The following is a 22484-nucleotide window of genomic DNA, read 5'->3' on the forward strand; positions in this document are numbered from 1 at the left end:
AGAACCCACATGCAAAGACGAACCCTGCTTCTGCGCGCCGCCCCGGTGCTGGCGCTCGCATCGACGACGGCATGGCCGCTGGCCGCATTGGCCGCCGCACCGATGGTCGAGATCTGGAAAGACCCGAACTGCGGCTGCTGCCAGGACTGGGTGAAGCACCTCAACGCGAACGGCTTCGCAACCCGCGTACACGACAACGGCAACGATGCCGCACGCACGCGGCTCGGCATTCCGGCCAAGCTGGGCTCGTGCCACACCGGCCTCGTCGGCGGCTATGCGCTCGAAGGCCACGTCCCGGCGCGTGAGGTGCACAGGCTGTTGAAGGAAAAACCCAAGGCCGTCGGCCTTGCCGTACCGGGCATGCCGGTCGGCTCGCCCGGCATGGACGGCGCCGCCTACGGGGACCGGCGCGATCCGTACGACGTGCTGCTGGTGCTCGGCGATGGCGGCAGTCGCGTCTACCAGAGCTACCGCTGAGACGACCCCGCGCCGGGGGAACGCGACGTTCAGCTGAAGCGGCCAGGGTCGAATGGAGCGAGCGGCGACTCGGGCGTTGTGCCCGCAAGCAATTGCGCCGCGAGCTTTCCGGTGCGCGCGGACCCGCACAGGCCGACGTGCCCATGCCCGAAAGCCAGCACCACATCCGCACTGGCCTTTGAGGCGCCGATGCATGGCAGGCCATCGGGCAGGCTGGGCCTGTGGCCGAGCCAGTGCTTCACCGAGACCGATTCCGCTGCCCGGTCGCCGAGCGCGGGGAACATCGATTGCAGGTGCCGGTGCAGGATCTCGGCGCGGCGCCAGTCGGGCGCGGCTTCGAGCCCGCCGATCTCGACCTGCCCTGCGGCGCGCAGCCCGCCATCCATCCAGTGCGCGATGAGTTTGCCGTCGGCCACCATGGTCGGCGTGCGCGGCCCCACTGCGGCGCCTTCGACAACGACGTGATAGCCGCGCTCCGATTCCAGAGGCACCGGGGAACCGGCCGCCGCAGCCAGCGGACCTGAGCGCGCGCCGGCGCAGATGGCGGCGGCATCGCAGGCGATTTCACCGGCCTCGGTCAGCACCGCGCGCAGCCGGCCTCCTTCGATACGAAAACCCGTCGCGCGCGTTGCCACGCGTTGCGCACCGGCCTCGAGCGCATGCTGCGCGAGCGCGGCCACGTAGGCGCCCGGATTGCGGCAATGCCCGGCCTCGGGCACGAAGATGCCGAGCGTGTAGCGGGCGTCCAGGTCGGGCTCGCGCTCTCTCAGCGTGGGCTCCAGCCATTCTTCCCATTGCACGCCGGTGCGCCCGCGCACGCGCCAGCCGAGCGCGTCGCCCTCGAACTCTTCGCGTGAACGGTACGCATGCAACAGCCCGCGCTGTTCGATGAGCTGCGGCACGCCGGCCTCGGCGGCAAGCCGGGCATGCAGTGCCGGTGCATCGGCGAGCAGCGTGCGCAGCGCGTCGGCGGTGCGCTGCACGCGTGCCTCGGTCCAACCGGAAGCCAAGTAGCGCAGCAGCCACGGCAACGCGCGCGGCAGGTAGCGCCAACGCAGCGCCAGCGGGCCGAGCGGATCGGCCAGCCAGCCCGGCACCTTGCGCCATGCACCCGGCAGCGCGGGCGGCACCACCGAATGCGAGGACAACCAGCCCGCGTTGCCATAGCTCGTGGCATGCGGGCCGCCGGGTTCGCCGGGCTCCACCACCGTCACGCGCAGGCCCGCGCGCAGTGCCTCGATGGCGGTTGCGCTGCCCACGGCGCCCGCACCAATCACGACTGCGTGGCGCACAGCACCGTCTGCGGAGAAACTTCTTGCAACTGTCATGGCGCCTATCGTAGAGGGCGCGGTCCCATAATCGGCCGCCATGCCTGCTTCGTCATCCGCACCCGCTTCTCTTTCTTCGTCTTCAGGCGCCATCACCGATGTCTCCGGCATCGAAGTGGGCCACTTCTCCGACACGCGCCGGCCCACCGGCTGCACGGTGATTCTTGCCCGCGACGGCGCGGTGGCCGGCGTCGACGTGCGCGGCGCCGCACCGGGCACGCGCGAGACCGACCTGCTCTCGCCTGGCAACCTGGTGCAGCAGGTGCACGGCATCATGCTGGCGGGCGGCAGCGCCTGGGGCCTGGCTGCCGCCGACGGCGCAATGCGCTGGCTCGAGGAACGCAACATCGGCATGGACGTGCGCTTTGGCACCCTGCCCATCGTGCCGGCCGCCGTGCTGTTCGACCTGCCCATGGGTGATGCGCGCATCCGCCCTGATGCGGCGGCCGGCTATGCAGCCTGCGAGGCGGCCACCCGAGATGCGCCGGAAGAAGGCAACGTGGGCGCCGGCAGTGGCGCGCTCGTGGGCAAGCTCTTCGGCGTGCACCGCGCGATGAAGGGCGGCATCGGCACGGCCTCGGTCACCGTGGGCGGCGTGACGGTCGGCGCGCTCGTCGCGGTCAATGCGCTGGGCGACGTGATCGACCCCGACACCGCACAGCCGGTGGCCGGCGCGCGCACCGAAGACGGCCTTGCCCTGCTCGACACACGCCGCGCGCTCTTGCGCGGCGACCTCCCCAAGCCGCTGCTCGCGGGCACCAACACCACGGTCGGCGTGATCGCGACCGATGCGGTGCTGACCAAGGTGCAGGCCAACCGCCTTGCCAGCGTGGCGCACGACGGCCTCGCGCGCGCCATCAACCCGGTGCACACCATGAGCGACGGCGACACACTTTTTGCGCTGGCCACCGGCCGTGTTCCGCTCGAAGGCGCCGGCGCCGAATCCAGGCCCGGCATGACCGTGCTCGGCACCATGGCGGCCGAGGCGGTGGCGCGCGCCACCTTGCGTGCCGTTCTTGCGGCGCGCGCCGTCACCGCTGGCGATTTGCATGTTCCCTGCGCGGGCGACCTCGCAGCTACGAAAGGTTGAACTCCTCATGGCCATGCCCAAGACGCTGAAGCTGATCCTGCTGTCGATACGCGACCTGATCGCCTCTGCCGGTCCTGTCGTGTTCCTTGTGATCGGCGTGCTGATTGCCGCCTACTGGTGGCTGCAGCCGCAGCCGCCCAAGCACGTGACGCTGGCCACCGGCCCCACCGGCAGCGCGTACGCGCAGTTCGGCAAACGCTATGCCGAGGTGCTCAAGAGCAGCGGCATCGAGGTGGAGCTCAAGGCCACCACGGGATCGACCGAGAACCTGCAGCTGCTGCGAACCGGCGGCGCCGACGTGGGCTTTGTGCGCGGCGGCAGCGCCGACCCGGTGGCCGACGAGGAAGCCGGGCTCACATCCCTCGGCAGCCTGTTCTTCGAACCGATATGGCTCTTCTATCGCGCCGACACCGCGCAGAAGATCGACCGCAAGACAGCCACGCTGACCTCGCTCACGCAGCTGCGCGGCTTGCGCGTGAACGTCGACATGCCCGGCAGCGGCCTGCCGGAGATCATGGACAGGCTCTTCAAGGCCAACCACCTGGAGGCCGACGCGCTGCAGCTGTCGAACCTTGAACAGGCGGCCGCGGCCGAAGCGCTGCAGGCCGGCCTGCTCGACGTTATCGTGCTGGCTTCGGCGCCGCAGTCGCCGCAGGTGCAGCGCCTGCTGCGCGCACCCGACATCAAGCTGATGGACTTCGGCCAGGCCGACGCCTACTCGCGGCGCTTTCCCTTTCTTTCAGCGGTGACGCTGCCGCGCGGCGTGGTCGACCTGTCGAAAGACCTTCCGCCCTCGGATGTCACGCTGCTCGCGGCCACCACGTCGATGCTTTCGCGCGACGAAACGCACTCGGCGCTGCGGCAGCTTTTTGCGCAGGCCGCCCAGGGCTTGCACAGCGATGCGGGCTGGTTCAACCGCGCGCGCGACTTCCCCAACACCCGCACCAGCGAACTGCCCGTGAGCCCCGAGGGCGACCGCGCCATCAACGGCACGCCGCCGTTCTGGCAGCGCTATCTTCCGTTCTGGGCCAGCAACCTGATCGAGCGCATGTGGCTGGTGCTTGGCGGCCTGCTGGTGCTGATGCTTCCGCTGAGCCGCGTGGTGCCGCCGCTCTATCAGTTCCGCGTGCGGCGGCGCGTGTTCCGCTGGTATGCGCGGCTGCGCGACATCGAAGCCAAGATCGATGCGCAGCAAGGCGGGCGCGAGGAATTGCTGAGCGAGCTCGAAGAGCTCGACCGCGTGGTGAACAAGGTGGCCGTGCCGCTTTCCTACGCCGACGAACTCTATGCGCTGCGCAACAATATCCACACGGTGCAGCGGCGCGTGCAGTTGCGCTGGCCGCAGCCGGGCGACTTCGCGCCCCGGACACCGCCGCCAAAGGAATCCATAGAAAGCGCTTGACTTGGAGCGCGCTCCAGGTTGCGACCCGCGTCGCGGGCACAGCTTGATCTGTCTGAAAAGCGCCGGCCGCGCCGTCAGCGCTGAAGGCGCAGCAGCTTGCCGTTATCGGTCAGCACATAGAGCCAGCCGTCCCGGCCCTGGCGAACATCGCGCACGCGCTCGCCGCGGTCTGCGAGCAGGCGCTCGCGGCCGATGACAGTGTCGCCGCTCAGCGTGAGCCGCCAGAGCGCGGTACCGGCCAATGCCCCTACGAACAGGTTGCCCTGCCACTCCGGGATGTTCGTCGCGGTGTAGAAGGCCATTCCGCTCGGCGCGATCGACGACTTCTGCGTGCCTGGGGTCCAGACCGAACCGTCGATCTTTTCCCACCAGGTCGCAGGCTGCTCCATGCCCGCCTTACTGGTGCCCTCGCCCACCTGGGTGAGGGTTCCGTACTCCTGGCCATAGCTGATCACCGGCCAACCATAGTTGCGGCCGGCCTGTGTGAGGTTGATCTCGTCGCCGCCCTGCGGTCCGTGCTCGCTGGTCCAGAGCTGATCCGTGCCCGGCCGCATCGCGGCGCCCTGCGGGTTGCGGTGGCCGTAACTCCACAGCTCCGGCTGCGCGCCAGCGACGCCGAAGTTGGGATTGCCGGGCGCCGGGGCGCCCTCCGTCGTAAGGCGTGCCACCTTGCCGTTGCCGCGCGACAGGTCTTGCGCGAATCCGCGCTGCGTGTCGATCTGGCGGTCGCCCATGGTCACGAACAGATAGCCCAGGCGGTCGAATGCCAGGCGTGAGCCGTAGTGCCCACTGCTGCCGCTCACCTTGGGAGCCTGCCGGTAGATCACCGTGACGTTGCTCAGTGTGCGATTGGCGGTATCGAGTTGGGCGCGTGCCACGGCCGTGCCGTTGAGCGCGGCGTTCGCACTGTCGCGCTCGGCGAAGCTCAGATAGATGCGGCCGTTGCTGGCAAAGGCCGGATCGAGCGCCACATCGAGCAGGCCGCCTTGGCCGTCGGTATCGACCACCGGTGCACAACACACTGTGTCGGCCCCACCATTGACAGGCGTGCCATCGGCGTTGCGCAGCCGCAGTTGACCCCCGCGCTGAGTGACGAGCATTCGGCCATCCGGCAGAAAAGCCACGCTCCAGGGGTTCGACAAGTCGGTGGCCAGTTCCGTCACGCGGAGCGGGCCGGAAGGCGGTGCAGGCGCGGCGCCGGAGACGGGTTGGGGCGCCGGTGCCGGGGATGGGGTCGTGACCGCGGCCGGCGGACCCAACGCGGCAAGCGAAAAGTTGCCGCCCCCGCCGCCCCCTCCGCCGCAACCGGCCAGCCATATCGGTGCGGTGAACCAGAGGATGCGTGTCGACATCGTCATGACCGGCCTCTTTCGACAGAATGGACCGCACCATGGTGACACCGCGACCGACCGGGCGCAAAGAAAAACCGCCCGAAGGCGGTTTCATTTGGTAAGCACCGCGGCAGCGTTACTTGAGTGCCTTGTAGCGCATGCGCTTGGGCTTGGCGCCTTCTTCGCCAAGGCGCTTCTTCTTGTCGGCTTCGTACTCCTGGTAGTTGCCGTTGAAGAAGGTCCACTGGCTGTCGCCTTCGGCCGCGAGGATGTGCGTGGCGATGCGGTCGAGGAACCAGCGATCGTGGCTGATGACCATCACGGTGCCGGCGAACTCGAGCAGTGCATCTTCCAGGGCGCGCAGGGTTTCCACGTCCAGGTCGTTCGACGGTTCGTCAAGCAGCAGTACGTTGCCGCCCGCGATCAGCGTCTTGGCCAGGTGCAGGCGTCCGCGTTCACCGCCCGACAGCGTACCGACCTTCTTCTGCTGGTCGGCGCCATTGAAGTTGAAGCGGCCCGCGTACGCGCGGCTCGCCATCTGGAACTTGCCGACATTGATGATGTCCAGGCCATTCGAGATGTCTTCCCACACGGTCTTTTCGGACGCCAGCTCGTCGCGGTGCTGGTCGACGAAGGCCATCTTCACGGTCTGGCCGATGATGACCTCGCCCGAATCCGGCTTCTCCTTGCCCGCGAGCAGCTTGAAGAGCGTCGACTTGCCGGCGCCGTTCGGGCCGATGATGCCGACGATGGCGCCCGGCGGCACGGTGAAGCTCAGGTTGTCGATCAGCATGCGGTCGCCGAAGGACTTGCTGACGTTGTGGAACTCGAACACCTGCTGGCCCAGCCGCTCGGCCACAGGAATGAAGATTTCCTGCGTCTCGTTGCGCTTCTGGTATTCCATGTCGCTCAGCTCTTCGAAGCGGGCCAGGCGGGATTTGCTCTTGGCCTGGCGTGCCTTCGGGTTCTGGCGCGACCACTCGAGTTCCTTCTTCAGGGCCTTGGCGTGGGCTTCTTCGCTCTTCTGCTCCTGCGCCAGGCGTTCGCCCTTCTGCTCGAGCCAGGTGCTGTAGTTGCCCTTCCACGGAATGCCGCGGCCGCGGTCCATTTCCAGGATCCACTCGGCTGCGTTGTCGAGGAAGTAGCGATCGTGGGTAATAGCCACCACGGTGCCCGTGAAGCGCTGCAAGAACACTTCGAGCCACTCCACCGATTCGGCGTCCAAGTGGTTGGTCGGCTCGTCGAGCAGCAGCATGTCGGGCTTGGACAGCAAGAGGCGGCACAGCGCCACGCGCCGCTTTTCGCCGCCTGACAGCAGGCCGATCTTCGCGTCCCACGGCGGAAGGCGGAGGGCATCGGCGGCGATTTCCAGCTGATGCTCGGAATCGGTGCCGGCGGTGGCAATGATGGCTTCGAGCTGGGCCTGCTCGGCCGCCAGCGCGTCGAAGTCGGCGTCTTCGGCACCATAGGCGATGTACACCTCTTCGAGGCGCGCCTTGGCGGCAAACACCGCGCCCATGGACTCCTCGACCGATTCGCGCACGGTGTGCTCGGGGTTGAGCTTGGGTTCCTGCTCCAGATAGCCGATCGTCATGCCCGGCATGGGCAGCGCCTCGCCCTCGAACTCCTTGTCCACGCCCGCCATGATCTTGAGCAGCGTGGACTTGCCCGAGCCGTTCAGGCCGAGCACGCCGATCTTGGCGCCGGGGAAGAAGGAGAGCGAAATGTCTTTCAAGAGTTGCCGCTTGGGCGGCACGGTCTTGCTGACACGGTTCATCGAATAGACGTATTGGGCCATCTGTGGATAGTTACCTTGGGTAGCGGAAATTGGGGGAAAAGTGCGGGCGCCAGAAGAAGCTTTCGGACGCGGCAAACCATAGATTATCGACTCATGCGACAATAAGCACCGTTGCCGGGTCCAGTTGCCCGCAACACCGGCTCTCTGCCGGGGACGAAGAAAGACCTTTCCAACCCTTTTGCGAGGGCGGACTTTCCGGCTCCCACCCCTGACCTTCATCTGCCTTGACTGGCTCGGCGTTACCAAAAGACGCCTAGCGGGCCGATGCCACTGCGCCGTGTATGGCGCTTATTGTTTCCAATGAATTTTGACGAACTGAAGCTGGCCCCCGCCATCTTGAAGGCTGTGCACGAGCACGGTTACGACACCCCCACCCCCATCCAGGCGCAAGCCATTCCCGCGGTTCTCGAAGGCCACGACCTTCTGGGCGGCGCCCAGACCGGCACCGGCAAGACGGCCGCCTTCACGCTGCCGATGCTGCACAAGCTCAGCATGGGCGCCAGCGCCACCAACAAGTTCGGCGGCATCGGCATTCGTGCCCTGGTGCTCACCCCCACGCGCGAACTCGCGGCCCAGGTCGAAGAGTCGGTCCGCACCTACGGCAAGTACCTCGAGCTCGACTCCACCGTGATCTTCGGCGGTGTGGGCATGAACCCGCAAATCAGCAAGCTCAAGAAGGGCGTCGACATTCTCGTGGCCACCCCCGGCCGCCTGCTCGACCTGCAGCAGCAAGGCATGCTCGACCTGAGCCAGGTGCAGATGCTGATCCTCGACGAAGCCGACCGCATGCTCGACATGGGCTTCATCCACGATGTGAAGAAAATTCTCGCGCTGGTGCCCCGGGAAAAGCAGAGCCTGCTGTTCTCGGCCACCTTCAGCGACGAAATCCGCGACTTGGCCGCCACGCTGCTCAAGAACCCGCAAAGCATCCAGGTCACGCCGCGCAACACCACCGTGCAGCGCATCACCCAGGTGATCCACCCTGTGGGCCGCGGCAAGAAGAAGGCGCTGCTCGCGCACATCATCAACGAGAACAAGTGGAGCCAGGTGCTCGTGTTCACGCGCACCAAGTTCGGCGCCAACAGCGTGGCCGAGTTCCTGACCAAGAACGGCATCGAGGCGATGGCGCTGCACGGCAACAAGAGCCAGAGCGCACGCACGCAGGCGCTGGCCGGCTTCAAGAGCGGCGACATCCGCGCGCTGGTGGCCACCGACATTGCGGCCCGCGGCATCGACATCGACGAGCTGCCGCACGTCGTCAACTACGAAATCCCGAACGTCAGCGAAGACTACGTGCACCGCATCGGCCGCACCGGCCGCGCCGGTTCGAGCGGCGAGGCCGTGAGCTTTGTCTGCCTGGACGAAGAAGGCTTCATGCAGGAAATCGAACGCTTCACCAAGCAGACGATTCCGGTGCAGTTCATCGAAGGCTTCGGCCCTGAAGACGGCGAACGCGCCGAGCCCATCGCCATGGGCCGCCAGACGATCTGGGGCGGCGCAGGCCGTCCGCCAAGCCGCGATGTGATGCAGGCAGCCGCCAAGGCCGCCCGCACCGAAATGCTGCAACGCATCCGCGAGAACAAGGCCGGCCAGGGTGGCGGCGAACGCGCCGGTGGTGGTGGCGGCAACGGCGGCGGTCAACGCCGCGGCGGCGGCCAAGGTGGCGGCGGTCAAGGCCGCAACGCCAATGGCGGCGGCCAAGGCCAAGGCCCGCGCGGCCAGGGCGCTCGCCCGGCACAAGGCCGCGGACCGCAAGGCCCGGCGCGCGCACCGCACCACGCGCCCCAGCATCATCAACAGAATCACCTGCCGCATGACGAGCGCCAACCGCGCCATCACGGCAACAGCCACAGCCCGACGCAAGCCAACCAGGTTGCGCACCTGCGCGCCGAAGCGGTCGCGGGTGGCGACGGCCAGCCGGATCCGTTGCGCACGAGCGTCGACCACATGGGTGGCGGCCGCGGTCGCGGCGGCCGTTCAGGCGGCGGTGGCGGTGGTGGCGGCTACGGCGGCAACCGTTCGGGCGGCGGTGGCCGCTCGGGTGGTGGCGGCTACGGCGGCGGCGGTGGCGGCAACCGCTCCGGCGGTGGCGGCGGCGGCCGCTCGTTCGGCCGTTAAGCGGAACCGCGGGTAGAACACCTGCCTCGCAATTGAACAAGGGCACCTCGGTGCCCTTTGTTTTTTCCGGGTCGCTCAGAGCTTTCCGCTGTCGGCCGGGTTGTGCACGATCTGGATCAGCACGTCCGGCGTGTAATTCCTGGTGCGCGAAATCTCGGCGATTTCTCCGCCCGCCGTGCCGGCGAAGACGAGCACGCCCTGCCCCTTGTAGGCCAGGTAGTGACGCCAGCGGTCGGTGCCGTTGTAGGTGGGAATCCAGGCTTTGCCCGTGTTCCTGACGGTCTCGGCGTTGGGCTTGCCCGCGATCCTGATGACTTCGGCGTAGCTCATGCTGGGCCGCAGTTGGGCGAAGGCCGTGCCGGGCACCGGCTGGCCGACGACAGTGCGCTCCTCGTCTTCTTCCGCCGCAACCAGCGCGCGCCGGCTCGGCTCGTACAAAGGGGCGGACCGGCAGGCGGCAAGTGCGATGCACGCCAGCAAGATGGCGCAGGTCGATCGAATCTTCATGTCTATTTCCTCCCGTTCGGAATTTGATGCAGCGCTGGATTGTCGTTTTACAAGTGTCGACACAAACGTTGCAAGAACGCAAATTCTGCACATTTCTCGCGCCTTTTGTCAGCTGCGCAACAAAGCGCCATTGATCGTGTTTTCTCCCGTTAATACCAAAGGCGTCGCGCCGCGCGGCATGCGGGCCCGACACAATCCGAAGCCATGCAGTACATACCGCCCAACTACGCCACCCTCTTCGTTGCGACCTGCAACCTGCTGAATCTCGCGAACCCGCACCGCGTGTACTACGAGAACCAGGACGCCTACGACGAGCGCGAATACGACCGCAAGATCGGCTGGATCGGCGAGCGCTTTCACGCGCTGAATGCCGATGTGCTGGCGGTGCAGGAGGTCTGGGACGAGAGCGCGCTGAAGGCCGCGATTGCGCGCAGCGGCTTGCGCTATGACTTCGTCTCGGTATCCGGCGCCGAGAACACGCCGCCGCACAACGGCGCGCAGGGCACGCCGCGGGTCGGCATTGCCACGCGGCTGCCGATGGACCACGCTCAATCCTTTGTCGACTTTCCACCGGGCTTCGGCGTCGACGTGCCGGGCCTGGGCCCGCACACGCGCTTCGAGCGCCCGCCCTTTCTGGTCACGCTGCGCATGAAGCACGGACAGCAGGTGCATGTGCTGACGGTCCACCTGAAGTCCAAGCGCCCGAAATTTTTGCAGGACGCACAAGGCAACCACCTCGAGGACCGGGAAGACCGCAAGGTGGGCGCCATGGCTTCGCTGCGCTCGCTCGTCATGCGCGGCGTTGAAGCGGCTGCCCTGCGCTGCATCGTGATCGACCTGCTGCAGGGCACGGACACGCCGCTGGTGGTGATGGGCGACTTCAACGACGAGCCGCACAGCGTGACCACGCAACTGGTGGCCGCCACTTCCGATGTGGCTTACGACAAGGCCGCCCGCGACGTGGCGCTATTCAACGCCTACGAGATGCAGGGCGAATCGGCGCTCAAGAAAGACGTGGCCTATTCGCACATCCACCAGGGCTTTCCGGCGGTGCTCGACCAGATCTTCGTGAGCGAGGAGTTCGTTGCGGCCAGCCGGCGCAGCCTGGGCGACGTGCGCCGGGTCGATTATTTCAACGACCACCTGCACGAAGGGCGCGACCGTTCACGCTCGGACCACGGTTTTGTGCGGGCGCTGCTGAGGCTGCGCACCGATTGAGCGTCGGCCGCAACGAAGCTCAGAGCTTCGAAACCCGCACCATCGCGTCGGCCCGCTTGTGCAGGTCTGGCAGCAGTTCCAGGCCGAGCCCGGGCTTGTCGTTCAGGCTGATCATTCCGTTCTCGACCTTTGGCAGCTCGGTAACGAGCTCCTTGTACCAGCCGGTGAAGAAGGCGCGCACGCTCTCCTGGATGAGCGCGTTCGGCGCATGCAGGCTCAGGTGCGTCGACGCGGCCCAGACCACGGGGCCGGTGCAATCGTGCGGCGCCACCGGCAGTTGCCAGGCATCGGCCATGGCTGCGATCTTGCGCGCTTCGGTAAGGCCGCCGCACCAGCTCAGGTCGAGCATGGCCACGCCGGCCACGCCGGTCTGCAGGTAGTCCTTGAAGCCCCACTTGTAGCTGAGCGTCTCGCTCGCGCAGATGAGCGCATCGCAATCCTTCGCGTACTGCTTGAGCAGGTCGAGGCTGTCCATGCGGATCGCGTCTTCGTGCCAGAAGGTGTCGAACTCCTTCAGCGCACGGGCAATCTTTTGAGCCATCGGCAGGCGCCACAGGCTGTGGAACTCGACCATGATGTCCATCTTGCTGCCGACGGCGTTGCGGATCTTTCGGAATGGCTCCAGTGCGGTGTCGAGATCGGCATTGCTGATGTACTGGCCGTGGCTCTTTTCCGCGGCCGGGTCGAAGGGCCAGATCTTCATGGCCGTGATGCCTTCGGACAGCAGCGATTCGGCCAACTCGTCGGCATGATTCAGGAAGCCCTGCAGGTCTTCGTAGGGCCCGTTGTTGTTGGCCAAGCCCCAGTTGGAGCTGGTCTGGTTGGTGGCGCTGCGGATGTACTGGTAGCCGGCACAGGTGTTGTAGATACGGATCGCATCGCGGCTCTTGCCGCCCAGGGCGGTGTGCACCGGCATGTTGGCGGCCTTGCCGAACAAGTCCCACAGCGCAATGTCGACGGCCGAGTTGCCGCGCGTTTCCACGCCCGACCCACGCCAGCCCAGGTAGCCGGTGATGTCGCGGTTGCGCGCCTCGATCTGCAGCGGATCGGTACCGAGCAGCTTCAGCGCCGCCCATTCATGCAGATAGGCTTCGACCGCCTCGGCGCCCATGAAGGTTTCGCCAAGGCCGACCAGGCCCTCGTCGGTGTGCAGGCGCACCCACACGATGTTGGGAAACTCGCCCAGGCGGATGGTTTCGACTTCGGTGATCTTCAATTTTTGAAACTCCACAATAAAAAGGGCCGCGGCAGCTTGCGCTGCGCGGCCCCGATACCACGTCAGGAATCGATCAGCCGCCGCGCGCCTTCTTCAGCGCGTCGGTCACCACGCCCACGGCTTCGGCGCCGATGTTGGGCACGTTCTTGTCGTACACGGGCTTCACCTTGTCCAGCATGCGCTTCTGCTCGGCCGGCGACACGTCGTTCACCGTCATGGTCTTGCGCAGGTTGGCAAGCGCCTTCTCGTTGAGCGCGCGATTGGCTTCGCGCTGGACCTTCTGGCCTTCCTTGGCGGCTTCGCGCAGCACGGCCTGCTCTTGCGGGTTGAGCTGGTCCCACAGCTTCTTGCTGTAGAGAATGAGGAAAGGCGTGTAGGCATGGCGCGTCACGCTCAGGTACTTCTGCACTTCGCTGAACTTCGAGGTCTCGATGGTCACGAAGGGGTTTTCCTGGCCGTCGATGGTGCGGGTTTCAAGTGCGGTGAACACTTCGCCAAAGGCCATGGGCACAGCATTGGCGCCCAGCGTCTTGAACGAGTCCAGGAAGATGTTGTTCTGCATCACGCGCAGCTTCACGCCTTCGAAGTCCTCGGGCTTGGCCACGGGCTTCTTGCTGTTAGTCAGGTTGCGGAAACCGTTCTCCCAGTAGGCCAGGTTCACCAGGCCCGCGGCTTCGAGCTTCTTGTTGAAGTATTCACCGGCTGGGCCGTCGAGCACCGCATCGGCTTCTTTCTCGTTCGCAAACAGGAACGGCAGGTCGAACGCGCCGAGCTCCTTCACGATGCCGACCAGCGGCGAGCTGGAGGTGCACACCATTTCTTGCGTGCCGGCGCGAAGCGCCTGCGTGGCCGGCAGGTCGCCGCCAGCGGCGCCGCCCCAGAAGGCGACGATCTTCATCTTGCCGCCGGTCTTGGCGGCCAGCACCTCTTGCATCTTCTTGACGCCCACGCCCACCGGGTGGTCTTCGTTCACGCCATTGGTGAACTTGATGGTGCGCTCGGCAAATTGCGCAATGGCACCGGTCGATGCCAGCAGGCCGCCGGCCACGAGGGCGGCGGTCATCAGGGTTCTGCGGAACAACATGGTTTGTCTCCTTCGATTGAGGTTGAATGAACTGACGAAAAAAGCAACTAGCGACCCATCCACCACTGGAGCGGAACGGTCACGATCTGAGGGAAGAACACCAGCGTGAACAACACGACCAGGTGAGCGATGAAGAATGGCATCACGCCCTTGAAGGCGTCGTCCATCGAGATGCGCGCCACGCCGCTCACCACGTTGAGCACCGTACCCACGGGCGGCGTGATGAGGCCGATGGCGTTGTTCATGATGAACAGCACACCGAAGTACACCGGGTCGATGCCGGCCTTGAGCACCACCGGCATCAGCACCGGCGTGAGGATCAGCACGGTGGGCGTGAAGTCGAGCGCGGTGCCCACGATGACGATGAGCACCATCATCACGAACATCAGCAAGACCTTGTTGTCCAGGAACGGCTCGAGCAGCGACACCACTTCGCCCGGGATGTTGGCTACCGTGATGAGCCAGGCGCTCACCATGGCAGCCGCCACGAGGAACATCACCACCGCGGTCGTCTTGCCGGCAGCCAGCGTGAGCCGGTACAGGTCCTTGAACTTGAGCTCGCCGTAGACGAAAAGGCCGACGATCAGCGAATAGACCGCCGCCACCACCGCCGCTTCGGTCGGAGTGAAGATGCCGAACTTCATGCCGCCGATGATGATGAGGGGCAGCGCCAGCGCCAGGCTGCCCTGCGCCGTGACCTTGAGCCGTTCGCCCCAGCCCACGCGCGGCGCGGACTTCACGTCCTCCTTCTTGGCGACGATCCACCAGGCGATGCCCACGGCGACGCCCATCAGGATGCCCGGCACGATGCCGGCCAGGAACAGTTTGGTGATCGACACGTTGCCGGCCACACCGAACACGATGAGGCCGATCGACGGCGGAATGACCGGCGCGATGATGCCGCCCGCGGCAATCAGGCCGGCCGAGCGATCGAGCCGGTAGCCGGCTGCCTTCATCATGGGAATCAGCAGTGCGGCCAGCGCGGCCGTGTCGGCCACGGCAGAGCCCGACAGCGACGCCATGATGATCGCCGCCAGCACCGCCACATAGCCCATGCCGCCGCGGTAATGCCCCACCCATGCCATCGCCAGGTTGACGATGCGACGGCTCAGCCCCCCGGCGTTCATGAATTCGCCCGCCAGAAGGAAGAACGGTACGGCGAGCAGCGGAAAGTTGTCGGCGCCGTCGACGAAGCGCTGCGCAATGATCTGGCTGTCGAACGCCGGCAGGCCACCGGTGTAGGCAAGCCAGCCCATCAGCGATACGCCGCACACCAGCAGCGAATACGAAATTGGAATACCCAGCGCCATGGCACCGAGCAGCGACACGATGAAGATGGTGACTGTCATTGCGCCACCTTGCCGTGTGCGGACACTTCGAGCACTTGCTCTTCGGATTCCATGACCTGAATCAACTCCTGCTCCGGGACCCTTCCGCGGAACAGCCGCCACAGCTTTTCGATATTGAAGATGCCCATGACCACGGCAACCACGTAGCCGATGCCGTAGATCCAGATCATCGAGATGCCGACCACCGGAGATATGTTGGTGACTTGCAGCTCGTGCATTTCATACGTGCCCATGAGGAACAGCACGTTGCAGAACAGCATGAGCGACTGGCTCATGAAGAAGCAGAACTTCTTGCCGCCCAGCGGCAGCCGCTTGATGAGCGTGTCGACGCCCAGGTGCGCGCCTTCGCGCATTGCCACCATGGCACCGATGTAGGTGAGCCAGATGAAGCAGTAGCGCGACATCTCGTCGGACACGGAGATGCCCGAGTTGAAGCCGTAGCGAAGCACCACGTTGCCGAACACCATGACGACCATGGCCACCATGCACACCACTACCAGGAATTCCAGCACACGGAAAAATCCGTCGATCACCCTATTCATGAGTCCATCTCCTTTTTGCTTCTGCTGTTGTTATGAATCTTTTGCTCGCTAGAGCGGAAACGCCTTGAGCCTGGTGGCCGGACGGCTGATGCGCGGGAGCTTCTTGCGCGAGGCGAGCACCTGCTCGATGTCGTGGCGTGCACCGTCGATCAGCACCAGCACGGCTTTTTCGGCGCGTGCGGAGTCTCGCGCAATCACGGCGTCGAGCACCGCGCGATGCAGCGGCAGCGAACTGGCGGGCCCGTTCTTGCGGCTGGTCGATATTTCGAAGCTCGTGCGCAGCAGCGCGCCCAGCGCGCGGCTCATCTGCACCAGCATGCGGTTGTGGCTGGAGCGGATGAGTCCTTGATGAAAACGCAGGTCGGGCGTGATGTAGTCGCCGCCGAACTCGATGGCGCGCTTCATGCCCGCGTAGGCTTCCTCCATGTCGGCGATGTCTTCGGCCGTGGCGCGCAGAGCGGCCAGCCCTACGGCGGCGGGCTCGACCACGCGGCGCAGGTCCTGCAGGTCGCGCAAAAACTCGGCCGACAGGCCCGCCTCGGTCTGCCAGACGATCACGTCGGCATCGAACCAGTTCCACTGGTCCGCCGGCTGCACACGCGTGCCGACCTTGGGCCCGCTGGTGACAAGCCCCTTGGCAATCAGCGACTTGATCGATTCACGAATCACGGTGCGGCTGACGCCGAGTTCCTCGCACAGAAGAGGTTCCGGCGGAATGGACGCGCCAGGCGCATAGCGGCCAGCGACGATGTCGCTTCCGATGCGGTCGACGGTATTGCCGTGAACGTTCTTGATCATGCGTGCCTGTTGTTTGTCTTTGTTGGGTTTTCTTGCTCTTGCTTCTTGGCGTTAATGACCGGCCGCGCACACCGCCAGCCACTCGAAAACCCTGAACGCCGTGACAGCGTCTCACGCTTATCATATGATGATTGAAAACGCATTTCGGCAGGAAAAACCCTGACCTGCCGGCACACTTCCAGTTACCGGAGACAAGCGATGACCACCCCGCCGAAGAAGAAAAATCCCGAAGACCTGCGCAGCCAGCAATGGTTCGGCCGCAATGACCGCGACGGCTTCATCTATCGAAGCTGGATGAAGGGCAAGGGCGTGCCGCACGACCAGTTCGACGGGCGTCCGGTCATCGGCATTTGCAACACCTTCAGCGAATTCACGCCCTGCAATTCGCACTTCCGCACGCTTGCCGAGCAAGTGAAGATCGGCGTGTACGAGGCAGGCGGTTTTCCCGTCGAGTTTCCGGTCATGTCGCTCGGCGAAACGCTGCTGCGCCCCACGGCCATGCTGTACCGCAACCTTGCGAGCATGGACGTGGAAGAAAGCATTCGCGGCAACCCGCTCGACGGCGTGGTGCTGCTCATGGGCTGCGACAAGACCACGCCTGCGCTCATGATGGGCGCGGCCAGCGTCGACCTGCCGACCATCGGCGTCTCGGGCGGCCCCATGCTCTCGGGCAAATGGCGCGGCCAGGAACTGGGCTCGGGCACCGGCGTGTGGCAAATGAGCGAGCAGGTGCGCGCCGGCACGCTCAAGCTCAAAGACTTCTTCGAAGCCGAAAGCTGCATGCACCGCAGCCACGGCCACTGCATGACCATGGGCACCGCAAGCACCATGGCCTGCATGGTCGAATCGCTCGGCATCGGCCTGCCGGGCAATGCGGCTTATCCGGCGGTCGACGGCCGCCGCAACGTGCTGGCGCGCATGGCCGGCCGCCGCATCGTCGACATGGTGCATGAAGACCTCAACATGTCGAAGATCCTCACGCGCCAGGCCATCGAGAACGCCATCAAGGTCAATGCGGCCATCGGCGGCTCGACCAACCTGGTGATTCACCTGCTGGCCATTGCAGGCCGCATCGGCGTGGACCTTTCGCTCGACGACTTCGACCGGCTGGCTTCCGAGCTGCCGTGCCTGGTCGACCTGCAGCCCTCGGGCCGCTTTCTCATGGAAGACTTCTGCTACGCGGGCGGCCTGCCGGTGGTCATCAAGGAAATTGCGGAGCACCTGCACAAGGACGCCATCACCGCCAACGGCCAGACGCTGTGGGACAACGTGAAGGACGCCGAAAACTACAACCCGCAGGTGATCCGCACGCTGGCGGAACCCTTCAAGGACAAGGCCGGCATCTGCGTGCTGCGCGGCAACCTCGCGCCCAACGGCGCCATCATCAAGCCGAGCGCCGCGACACCCGAGCTGCTGGTGCACAAGGGCCGCGCGGTGGTGTTCGAAAACGCCGACGACCTGCACAAGCGCATCGACGACGAGAACCTGGACATCGACGAGCACTGCGTCATGGTGCTCAAGAACTGCGGCCCGCGCGGCTACCCCGGCATGGCCGAGTCGGGCAACATGCCGTTGCCGCCGAAGGTGCTGCGCAAAGGCATCACGGACATGGTCCGCATCAGCGATGCGCGCATGAGCGGCACGGCCTACGGCACGGTGGTGCTGCACACTTCGCCCGAAGCCGCGGCTGGCGGTCCGCTCGCGCTGGTGCAGGACGGCGACATCGTCGAACTCGACGTGCCCAACCGCAAGCTGCACCTGCATGTGAGCGACGAAGAACTGGCCAAGCGGCTCGAAAAATGGGTCGCGCCCAAGGCGCCGCTCGATTCGGGCTACTGGAAGCTCTATGTCGACACGGTGCTGCAGGCCGACCAGGGGGCCGACCTGGCCTTCCTGCGCGGCCGCCGCGGAAGCTTTGTGCCGCGCGACAATCACTAGGATGACAAGACTGGTAGCCATCGACTGGGGCACGAGTTCCCTGCGCGGCGCATTGCTCGACGCGGGTGGCAAGGTGCTCGAAGAGCGGAGCGACACGCGCGGCATTCTCAAGGTGCCCGCGGGCGGCTTTCCTGCGGTGTTCGATGAGCTGTTCGGCGACTGGATGCAGCCAGAAGGCACGCGCTGCCTGATCTCCGGCATGGCCGGCAGCAAGCAGGGCTGGGTCGAGGCGCCGTATTGCGCCTGCCCCGCGGGCCGCGTCGAAGTGGGCCGCAAGATCATCGACATCGATGCGCCGCCGGGTTCGCGCATTGCCATCGTGCCGGGCCTCAGCGACGAGCATGACGGTGTTCCCGATGTCATGCGCGGCGAAGAAGTGCAGATCTTCGGCGCCATGGCATTGATGGACGTCGACGAAGGCGTGTTCGTATTGCCGGGAACCCACAACAAGTGGGCCACGGTCAAGAAGGGCCGCGTTACGGGCTTTCGCACCTTCATGACCGGCGAGTTCTATGCGCTGCTGAGCCAGCATTCGATTCTTGCGCGCACGCTCGATGCCGATGCACCGCTCGACGAAGCCGCTTTCGTGCAAGGCGTTACCCGCGCCGACAACGGCCAGGGCCTGCTGCACAACGCTTTCGGTGCGCGCACGCTGGCGCTGTTCGAACGCATGCCCAGGCAGGAACTCGCGAGTTATCTCTCGGGCCTCCTGATCGGCGAAGAGCTGCGCACGCAATCGCTGCATGCCTTCGGCGAAGTGGTGCTGATCGGCTCCCCCGCACTCACCCAACGCTACACGCTCGCGCTGAGCGCCACCGGCACCGCCACCCGCACGCACGGTGCCGAAGCCACCTGGGCCGGACTGCATGCGCTGTCCGGCTTTCTCGACGCAGACAGAACGCCCTCATGACCACTCCCCAAGAAAAATTCGACGCCGCGATGCGCGAGCTGCCGCTGGTCGCCATCTTGCGCGGGCTCACGCCACCCGAGGCCGCCGATGTGGGCGACGCCATCGTCGAGTCCGGCTTCCGGCTGCTCGAGGTGCCGCTCAATTCGCCCAAGCCCTATGCCAGCATCACGCTGATGCGCACGCGCTTTCCGCAAGCGCTTGTGGGTGCCGGCACGGTGCTCGATGCGCAGCAGGTGCGCTACGTGCATTCAGCCGGCGGCGAGCTCATCGTGTCGCCCAACTTCAACGCCGAGGTCATCGCCGAAGCCGTGCGGCTCGGCATGGTGTGCCTGCCCGGCGTGATGACGCCGACCGAAGCTTTCGGCGCGCTGGCCGCGGGCGCCACCGGACTCAAGCTCTTTCCGGCCGAGCTGGCATCGCCCGCGGTGGTGAAGGCGCTGCTTGCGGTGTTGCCCGCCGGCACGCCGCTGATGCCCGTGGGCGGCATCACGCCGGCCAACATGGCCGAGTGGCGTGCGGCTGGCGCGTCGGGCTTCGGCATCGGCTCTGCGCTCTATAAGCCGGGCAAGCAAGCCTCGGAGGTGCGCGCCGATGCTCAGAAATTCGTTGCAGCCTATGCGGGCGCAATCCACGCCTGAAGCATTTTTTTCTTTCAACCACATCCACGAGGCCCCGTCGATGTCCGCAGATTCAGACTACGCCAGCCCCGCCGTGCGCAAGTTGCGCGAAGACCTTGCGCTCGCATTGCGCGCAGCCGCACACCACGGCCTGTCCGAAGGGGTCTGCAACCATTTCAGCGTGATGCTCCCGGGCGCGCAAGACCGCTACCTGATCAACCCTCGCGGCCTGCACTGGAGCGAGATCGGGCCCGACGACATCGTGCTGATCGACGTGCACGGCGAGGTGCTTGCCGGCCGCCACCGGGTGGAACCGACCGCCCTCTTCATCCACGGCGCGGTGCACCGCATTACTGGCCACGCCGTCGTGCTGCACTGCCACATGCCCTATGCGACCGCGCTCACGCTCACGGTCGATCGCGCGCTCGACCCCACGCTGAGCCAGAACGCGATGCGCTACATGAACCGCATCGCGATCGACGCGGTGTACAACGGGCTCGCGCTCGACGATGCCGAGGGCGAGCGCATCGCACGCGCCATGGTGGGAAAAGACGTGGCCTTTCTCGCGAACCACGGCGTGGTCGTGGCGGGCGCCACCATTGCGCACGCCTACGACGATCTCTACTACCTCGAACGCGCAAGCCTGCACCAGGTGATTGCGCAATCGACCGGTCGCCCGCTGGTTCCTGTCGACCCCGAGATGGCCGCCCACGCAGCCGCGCAAATCCAGGGCGAACGCGAGCAGTCCGACCTGTTTTTCGAGGCGCTCCGGCGCATGCTGCCTCCGCCACACGGCTGACGTCCGTTCGGCCGGTTCCGGCCGCGGCACAGGGCGCCTAGGATGGCGGAACGGCTGCGCAGCGGCTTACAGCTCTTTATCGGATTTCGCGCGAGCCTTACACAGCGTTCACATGGAAGCCCGACGATAGGGCTTCCAACCACTCCATTGGAGTTGCCATGAAAAAGCTCATCTTCGCAATCAGCGCCGCTGCCCTGCTTTCGCTGACCGCCCTCAGCGCTCCGGCCCAAGCCCAGACCGGCGGCCGCTTCATTCAGGCCCAGGTGTATGTCGTGCCCGCGCCGCCGCCGCCGCGCCATCACTACTATGCTCCGCCGCCTCCGCGCCACCACTACTACGGCCCGGGCTACCACCGCGGCCACGACCGCTACGAGCACCGCCGGCATCGCCATTGGGAAGAGCGCCGCTACGGCCGCAGGGACTACGACGGCGACGGCGTTCCCAACCGCTACGACCGCCGGCCCGAGAACCCCTACCGCTATTGATTTCGCGCGCCGGGCCTTGCCTGGGCCCGAGCCGGCTCAGGCTTGTGCCGCCACGCGCCGCAGCAGGTTTGCGGGCGAGCGCGGCCAGCCGACGCGGCCGAACCACGCGCCGCCTGCAATTGCCGACGCGATGACGATGCCGTACACCACCAGCGCCACGCCTTGCGCGGCGAACACGCCGGTCAGCCCGCCGCCCCAGCGCAACGCCAGCCAGCCGCCGATGCCGGCCACGGCCAGCCGCGCGATGTTGCCGAGCACGGGCCACAGCAGGCGACCTGCTCCCTGCGAAGCAAAGTACAGCACCAGGCCCACACCGAAGAAGCCGTAGAGCGGCCCCACCACGCGCAAGTAGTGCGCGCCGGTTTCGAGCATGGCGGGGTCATTGCCGAACAGCAGCAGCCAGGGGCGCGGAAACAGCGCCGCGGCCAGGCCGATGGTTTCGGTCAGCGCAAAAGCCAGCGCGGCACCGGCCCATGTGGCGCGCAGCGCGCGTTCGCGCTGGCCGGCGCCCATGCAGGTGCCCACCATCGCGACCAGTGGCGCGCCAAGTCCGAACACCAGCGGCACCAGCAAATATTCGAGCCGCGATGCGGTTCCGTAGCCCGCCAGTGCGCCTGAACCGAAATGGCCGGTCAGTGCAGTCGCAATGCCGATCGACAGGTTGGTTGCCACCGTGGACACCGCACCCACCAGCCCGATGCCCAGGATGTTGCGGAACAGCGGCCAGCGCAGCTTCAGCGCGGCGAGCGTCGGGCGCAGCAAGCTGCGCGGCGAGCGCAGGTACACGATGAGCGCCGCCGAGCCCAGCAGGTAGTACAGCAGCAGCGCCATCGCGCCGCCCGCAATGCCCATGCCCGGCAGCGGACCCCAGCCGAAGATCAGCAACGGCGATGCGGGAATGAGGAACACCACGCCCGCCACCGTTACGTTCGCCGGCACCGCCATGTTGCCGGTGCCGCGGATGATGGCCGACAGCGAGTTGAAGAGCCACACCAGCACCGCGCCCGCAAACACCCAGTTCGAGTACGTCAGCGCCGCCTCGAGCGCGGCACCGGTGCCGCCCATGATTCCGTACAGCCAGCGCCCGCCGGCCAGCAGCGCGAGCGAGAAGAGCAAGCCGAAGCCGATGGCAATGACTACCGCGTGCCACACCAGCGCGTCGGCATCATCGCGGCGGCGCGCTCCCAGCGCGCGTGCAATGGACGAGGCAATGCCGCCGCCCATGGCGCCGCTCGACGTCATCTGCATCAGCATGACGATGGGAAACACCAGCGCCATGCCCGCGAGCGCCTCGGTGCCCAGCTTGCCGACGAAGTAGGTTTCGATGAGCCCGACGGAAGCCTGCGCCACCATCACGAGCACATTGGGCGCGGCCAGCCGCAGCAGCGTCGGCACGATGGGCGCTTCGAGCAGCCGCCGCGTGCGCGGATCGAATTCCTGGTTCATTCATCGACCCCTGTGCTTTGCACGCGGTGCG

Annotated in this window: 20 protein-coding genes; 10 read left to right on the plus strand and 10 right to left on the minus strand. The window is 66.1% G+C overall.

Features of this window, described 5'->3' with window-relative positions; all coding sequences use genetic code 11:
* The first annotated feature begins 9 nt into the window (after positions 1–9).
* Complete coding sequence (locus V9L20_RS11845; protein WP_337296750.1) at positions 10–477, plus strand: DUF411 domain-containing protein; 468 nt, start codon at positions 10–12, stop codon at positions 475–477.
* A gap of 29 nt (positions 478–506) precedes the next feature.
* On the opposite strand, the gene V9L20_RS11850 is transcribed toward V9L20_RS11845, so the two are convergent.
* Positions 507–1805 (minus strand): NAD(P)/FAD-dependent oxidoreductase, encoded by a 1299-nt coding sequence (locus V9L20_RS11850; RefSeq protein WP_337296751.1) that lies wholly within the window; start codon positions 1803–1805, stop codon positions 507–509.
* 40 nt (positions 1806–1845) lie between these two features.
* Here V9L20_RS11850 and V9L20_RS11855 point away from each other — a divergent pair, with 40 nt between their 5' ends.
* On the plus strand, positions 1846–2895 hold the full coding sequence (locus V9L20_RS11855) for a P1 family peptidase (RefSeq protein WP_337296752.1): 1050 nt from the start codon (positions 1846–1848) through the stop codon (positions 2893–2895).
* A 7-nt stretch (positions 2896–2902) separates the two neighbouring features.
* Complete coding sequence (locus V9L20_RS11860) at positions 2903–4297, plus strand: TAXI family TRAP transporter solute-binding subunit (RefSeq protein WP_258501527.1); 1395 nt, start codon at positions 2903–2905, stop codon at positions 4295–4297.
* A 74-nt stretch (positions 4298–4371) separates the two neighbouring features.
* Here the strand turns inward: V9L20_RS11860 and V9L20_RS11865 are convergent, their stop codons facing one another.
* Together V9L20_RS11865 and ettA are read right to left on the minus strand one after the other, a co-directional pair.
* The gene (locus V9L20_RS11865) at positions 4372–5655 is read right to left on the minus strand and encodes a PQQ-dependent sugar dehydrogenase (protein ID WP_337296753.1); all 1284 of its coding nucleotides are present in this window, start codon (positions 5653–5655) and stop codon (positions 4372–4374) included.
* 109 nt (positions 5656–5764) lie between these two features.
* Complete coding sequence (gene ettA / locus V9L20_RS11870; protein ID WP_126746195.1) at positions 5765–7426, minus strand: energy-dependent translational throttle protein EttA; 1662 nt, start codon at positions 7424–7426, stop codon at positions 5765–5767.
* Positions 7427–7726: 300 nt separating this feature from the next.
* Between ettA and V9L20_RS11875 the strand changes: the two genes are divergently transcribed.
* Positions 7727–9544 (plus strand): DEAD/DEAH box helicase, encoded by a 1818-nt coding sequence (locus V9L20_RS11875; protein ID WP_337296754.1) that lies wholly within the window; start codon positions 7727–7729, stop codon positions 9542–9544.
* A 75-nt stretch (positions 9545–9619) separates the two neighbouring features.
* On the opposite strand, the gene V9L20_RS11880 is transcribed toward V9L20_RS11875, so the two are convergent.
* Entirely contained in the window at positions 9620–10051 is a 432-nt protein-coding gene (locus V9L20_RS11880; RefSeq protein ID WP_337296755.1) for a hypothetical protein, read from the minus strand.
* A gap of 204 nt (positions 10052–10255) precedes the next feature.
* On the opposite strand from V9L20_RS11880, the gene V9L20_RS11885 reads away from it, so the two are divergent.
* Positions 10256–11269 carry an endonuclease/exonuclease/phosphatase family protein gene (locus V9L20_RS11885; protein ID WP_337296756.1) on the plus strand — a complete coding sequence of 338 codons (1014 nt, stop codon included), beginning with the start codon at positions 10256–10258 and terminating at the stop codon, positions 11267–11269.
* Between the two features lie 19 nt (positions 11270–11288).
* Here the strand turns inward: V9L20_RS11885 and V9L20_RS11890 are convergent, their stop codons facing one another.
* The 5 genes from V9L20_RS11890 to V9L20_RS11910 all read right to left on the minus strand — a co-directional run bounded on the left by V9L20_RS11890 (position 11289) and on the right by V9L20_RS11910 (position 16258).
* Positions 11289–12485, minus strand: coding sequence for a mandelate racemase/muconate lactonizing enzyme family protein (locus tag V9L20_RS11890; RefSeq protein WP_337296757.1), 1197 nt, complete (start codon positions 12483–12485; stop codon positions 11289–11291).
* A gap of 73 nt (positions 12486–12558) precedes the next feature.
* Positions 12559–13569: a TRAP transporter substrate-binding protein gene (locus V9L20_RS11895; protein ID WP_258501533.1), complete on the minus strand. Its 1011-nt coding sequence runs from the start codon at positions 13567–13569 to the stop codon at positions 12559–12561.
* A gap of 47 nt (positions 13570–13616) precedes the next feature.
* Positions 13617–14918, minus strand: a complete 1302-nt coding sequence (locus V9L20_RS11900) for a TRAP transporter large permease (RefSeq protein ID WP_258501534.1) — start codon at positions 14916–14918, stop codon at positions 13617–13619.
* Positions 14915–15460 carry a TRAP transporter small permease gene (locus tag V9L20_RS11905; RefSeq protein ID WP_258501537.1) on the minus strand — a complete coding sequence of 182 codons (546 nt, stop codon included), beginning with the start codon at positions 15458–15460 and terminating at the stop codon, positions 14915–14917. The genes V9L20_RS11900 and V9L20_RS11905 overlap by 4 nt, the downstream gene beginning before the upstream one ends.
* A gap of 48 nt (positions 15461–15508) precedes the next feature.
* Positions 15509–16258, minus strand: coding sequence for a FadR/GntR family transcriptional regulator (locus V9L20_RS11910; protein WP_126746203.1), 750 nt, complete (start codon positions 16256–16258; stop codon positions 15509–15511).
* Between the two features lie 198 nt (positions 16259–16456).
* Here V9L20_RS11910 and V9L20_RS11915 point away from each other — a divergent pair, with 198 nt between their 5' ends.
* The 5 genes from V9L20_RS11915 (at position 16457) to V9L20_RS11935 (ending at position 21007) form a co-directional block, all read left to right on the plus strand.
* Positions 16457–18196 carry an IlvD/Edd family dehydratase gene (locus V9L20_RS11915; RefSeq protein WP_337296758.1) on the plus strand — a complete coding sequence of 580 codons (1740 nt, stop codon included), beginning with the start codon at positions 16457–16459 and terminating at the stop codon, positions 18194–18196.
* A gap of 1 nt (position 18197) precedes the next feature.
* Positions 18198–19106 (plus strand): 2-dehydro-3-deoxygalactonokinase, encoded by a 909-nt coding sequence (locus V9L20_RS11920; RefSeq protein ID WP_337296759.1) that lies wholly within the window; start codon positions 18198–18200, stop codon positions 19104–19106.
* Positions 19103–19744: a 2-dehydro-3-deoxy-6-phosphogalactonate aldolase gene (locus tag V9L20_RS11925; RefSeq protein WP_337296760.1), complete on the plus strand. Its 642-nt coding sequence runs from the start codon at positions 19103–19105 to the stop codon at positions 19742–19744. Before V9L20_RS11920 ends, V9L20_RS11925 begins: the two co-directional genes overlap by 4 nt.
* A 40-nt stretch (positions 19745–19784) precedes the next feature.
* Entirely contained in the window at positions 19785–20522 is a 738-nt protein-coding gene (locus V9L20_RS11930; RefSeq protein ID WP_126746207.1) for an aldolase, read from the plus strand.
* A gap of 158 nt (positions 20523–20680) precedes the next feature.
* A complete protein-coding gene (locus V9L20_RS11935; RefSeq protein WP_258501542.1) occupies positions 20681–21007 on the plus strand; it encodes a hypothetical protein in 327 nt (108 codons plus the stop codon).
* 36 nt (positions 21008–21043) lie between these two features.
* Here the strand turns inward: V9L20_RS11935 and V9L20_RS11940 are convergent, their stop codons facing one another.
* On the minus strand, positions 21044–22453 hold the full coding sequence (locus V9L20_RS11940) for an MATE family efflux transporter (RefSeq protein WP_337296762.1): 1410 nt from the start codon (positions 22451–22453) through the stop codon (positions 21044–21046).
* Between the last annotated feature and the right edge of the window lie 31 nt (positions 22454–22484).

The sequence above is a fragment of the Variovorax sp. CCNWLW225 genome (assembly GCF_037204045.1).
Classification (GTDB): Bacteria; Pseudomonadota; Gammaproteobacteria; order Burkholderiales; family Burkholderiaceae_C; genus Variovorax.

Bases quoted from the DNA above. Each gene is read 5' to 3' on its own strand.
- V9L20_RS11940 (WP_337296762.1), bottom strand. From the start codon at position 22,453: ATGAACCAGGAATTCGATCCGCGCACGCGGCGGCTGCTCGAAGCGCCC.
- V9L20_RS11850 (WP_337296751.1), bottom strand. From the start codon at position 1,805: ATGACAGTTGCAAGAAGTTTCTCCGCAGACGGTGCTGTGCGCCACGCA.
- V9L20_RS11900 (WP_258501534.1), bottom strand. From the start codon at position 14,918: ATGACAGTCACCATCTTCATCGTGTCGCTGCTCGGTGCCATGGCGCTG.
- V9L20_RS11905 (WP_258501537.1), bottom strand. From the start codon at position 15,460: ATGAATAGGGTGATCGACGGATTTTTCCGTGTGCTGGAATTCCTGGTA.
- V9L20_RS11885 (WP_337296756.1), top strand. From the start codon at position 10,256: ATGCAGTACATACCGCCCAACTACGCCACCCTCTTCGTTGCGACCTGC.
- V9L20_RS11930 (WP_126746207.1), top strand. From the start codon at position 19,785: ATGTCCGCAGATTCAGACTACGCCAGCCCCGCCGTGCGCAAGTTGCGC.
- V9L20_RS11855 (WP_337296752.1), top strand. From the start codon at position 1,846: ATGCCTGCTTCGTCATCCGCACCCGCTTCTCTTTCTTCGTCTTCAGGC.
- V9L20_RS11895 (WP_258501533.1), bottom strand. From the start codon at position 13,569: ATGTTGTTCCGCAGAACCCTGATGACCGCCGCCCTCGTGGCCGGCGGC.
- V9L20_RS11920 (WP_337296759.1), top strand. From the start codon at position 18,198: ATGACAAGACTGGTAGCCATCGACTGGGGCACGAGTTCCCTGCGCGGC.
- V9L20_RS11845 (WP_337296750.1), top strand. From the start codon at position 10: ATGCAAAGACGAACCCTGCTTCTGCGCGCCGCCCCGGTGCTGGCGCTC.
- V9L20_RS11880 (WP_337296755.1), bottom strand. From the start codon at position 10,051: ATGAAGATTCGATCGACCTGCGCCATCTTGCTGGCGTGCATCGCACTT.
- V9L20_RS11875 (WP_337296754.1), top strand. From the start codon at position 7,727: ATGAATTTTGACGAACTGAAGCTGGCCCCCGCCATCTTGAAGGCTGTG.
- V9L20_RS11865 (WP_337296753.1), bottom strand. From the start codon at position 5,655: ATGACGATGTCGACACGCATCCTCTGGTTCACCGCACCGATATGGCTG.
- V9L20_RS11915 (WP_337296758.1), top strand. From the start codon at position 16,457: ATGACCACCCCGCCGAAGAAGAAAAATCCCGAAGACCTGCGCAGCCAG.
- V9L20_RS11860 (WP_258501527.1), top strand. From the start codon at position 2,903: ATGGCCATGCCCAAGACGCTGAAGCTGATCCTGCTGTCGATACGCGAC.
- V9L20_RS11910 (WP_126746203.1), bottom strand. From the start codon at position 16,258: ATGATCAAGAACGTTCACGGCAATACCGTCGACCGCATCGGAAGCGAC.
- V9L20_RS11925 (WP_337296760.1), top strand. From the start codon at position 19,103: ATGACCACTCCCCAAGAAAAATTCGACGCCGCGATGCGCGAGCTGCCG.
- ettA (WP_126746195.1), bottom strand. From the start codon at position 7,426: ATGGCCCAATACGTCTATTCGATGAACCGTGTCAGCAAGACCGTGCCG.
- V9L20_RS11935 (WP_258501542.1), top strand. From the start codon at position 20,681: ATGAAAAAGCTCATCTTCGCAATCAGCGCCGCTGCCCTGCTTTCGCTG.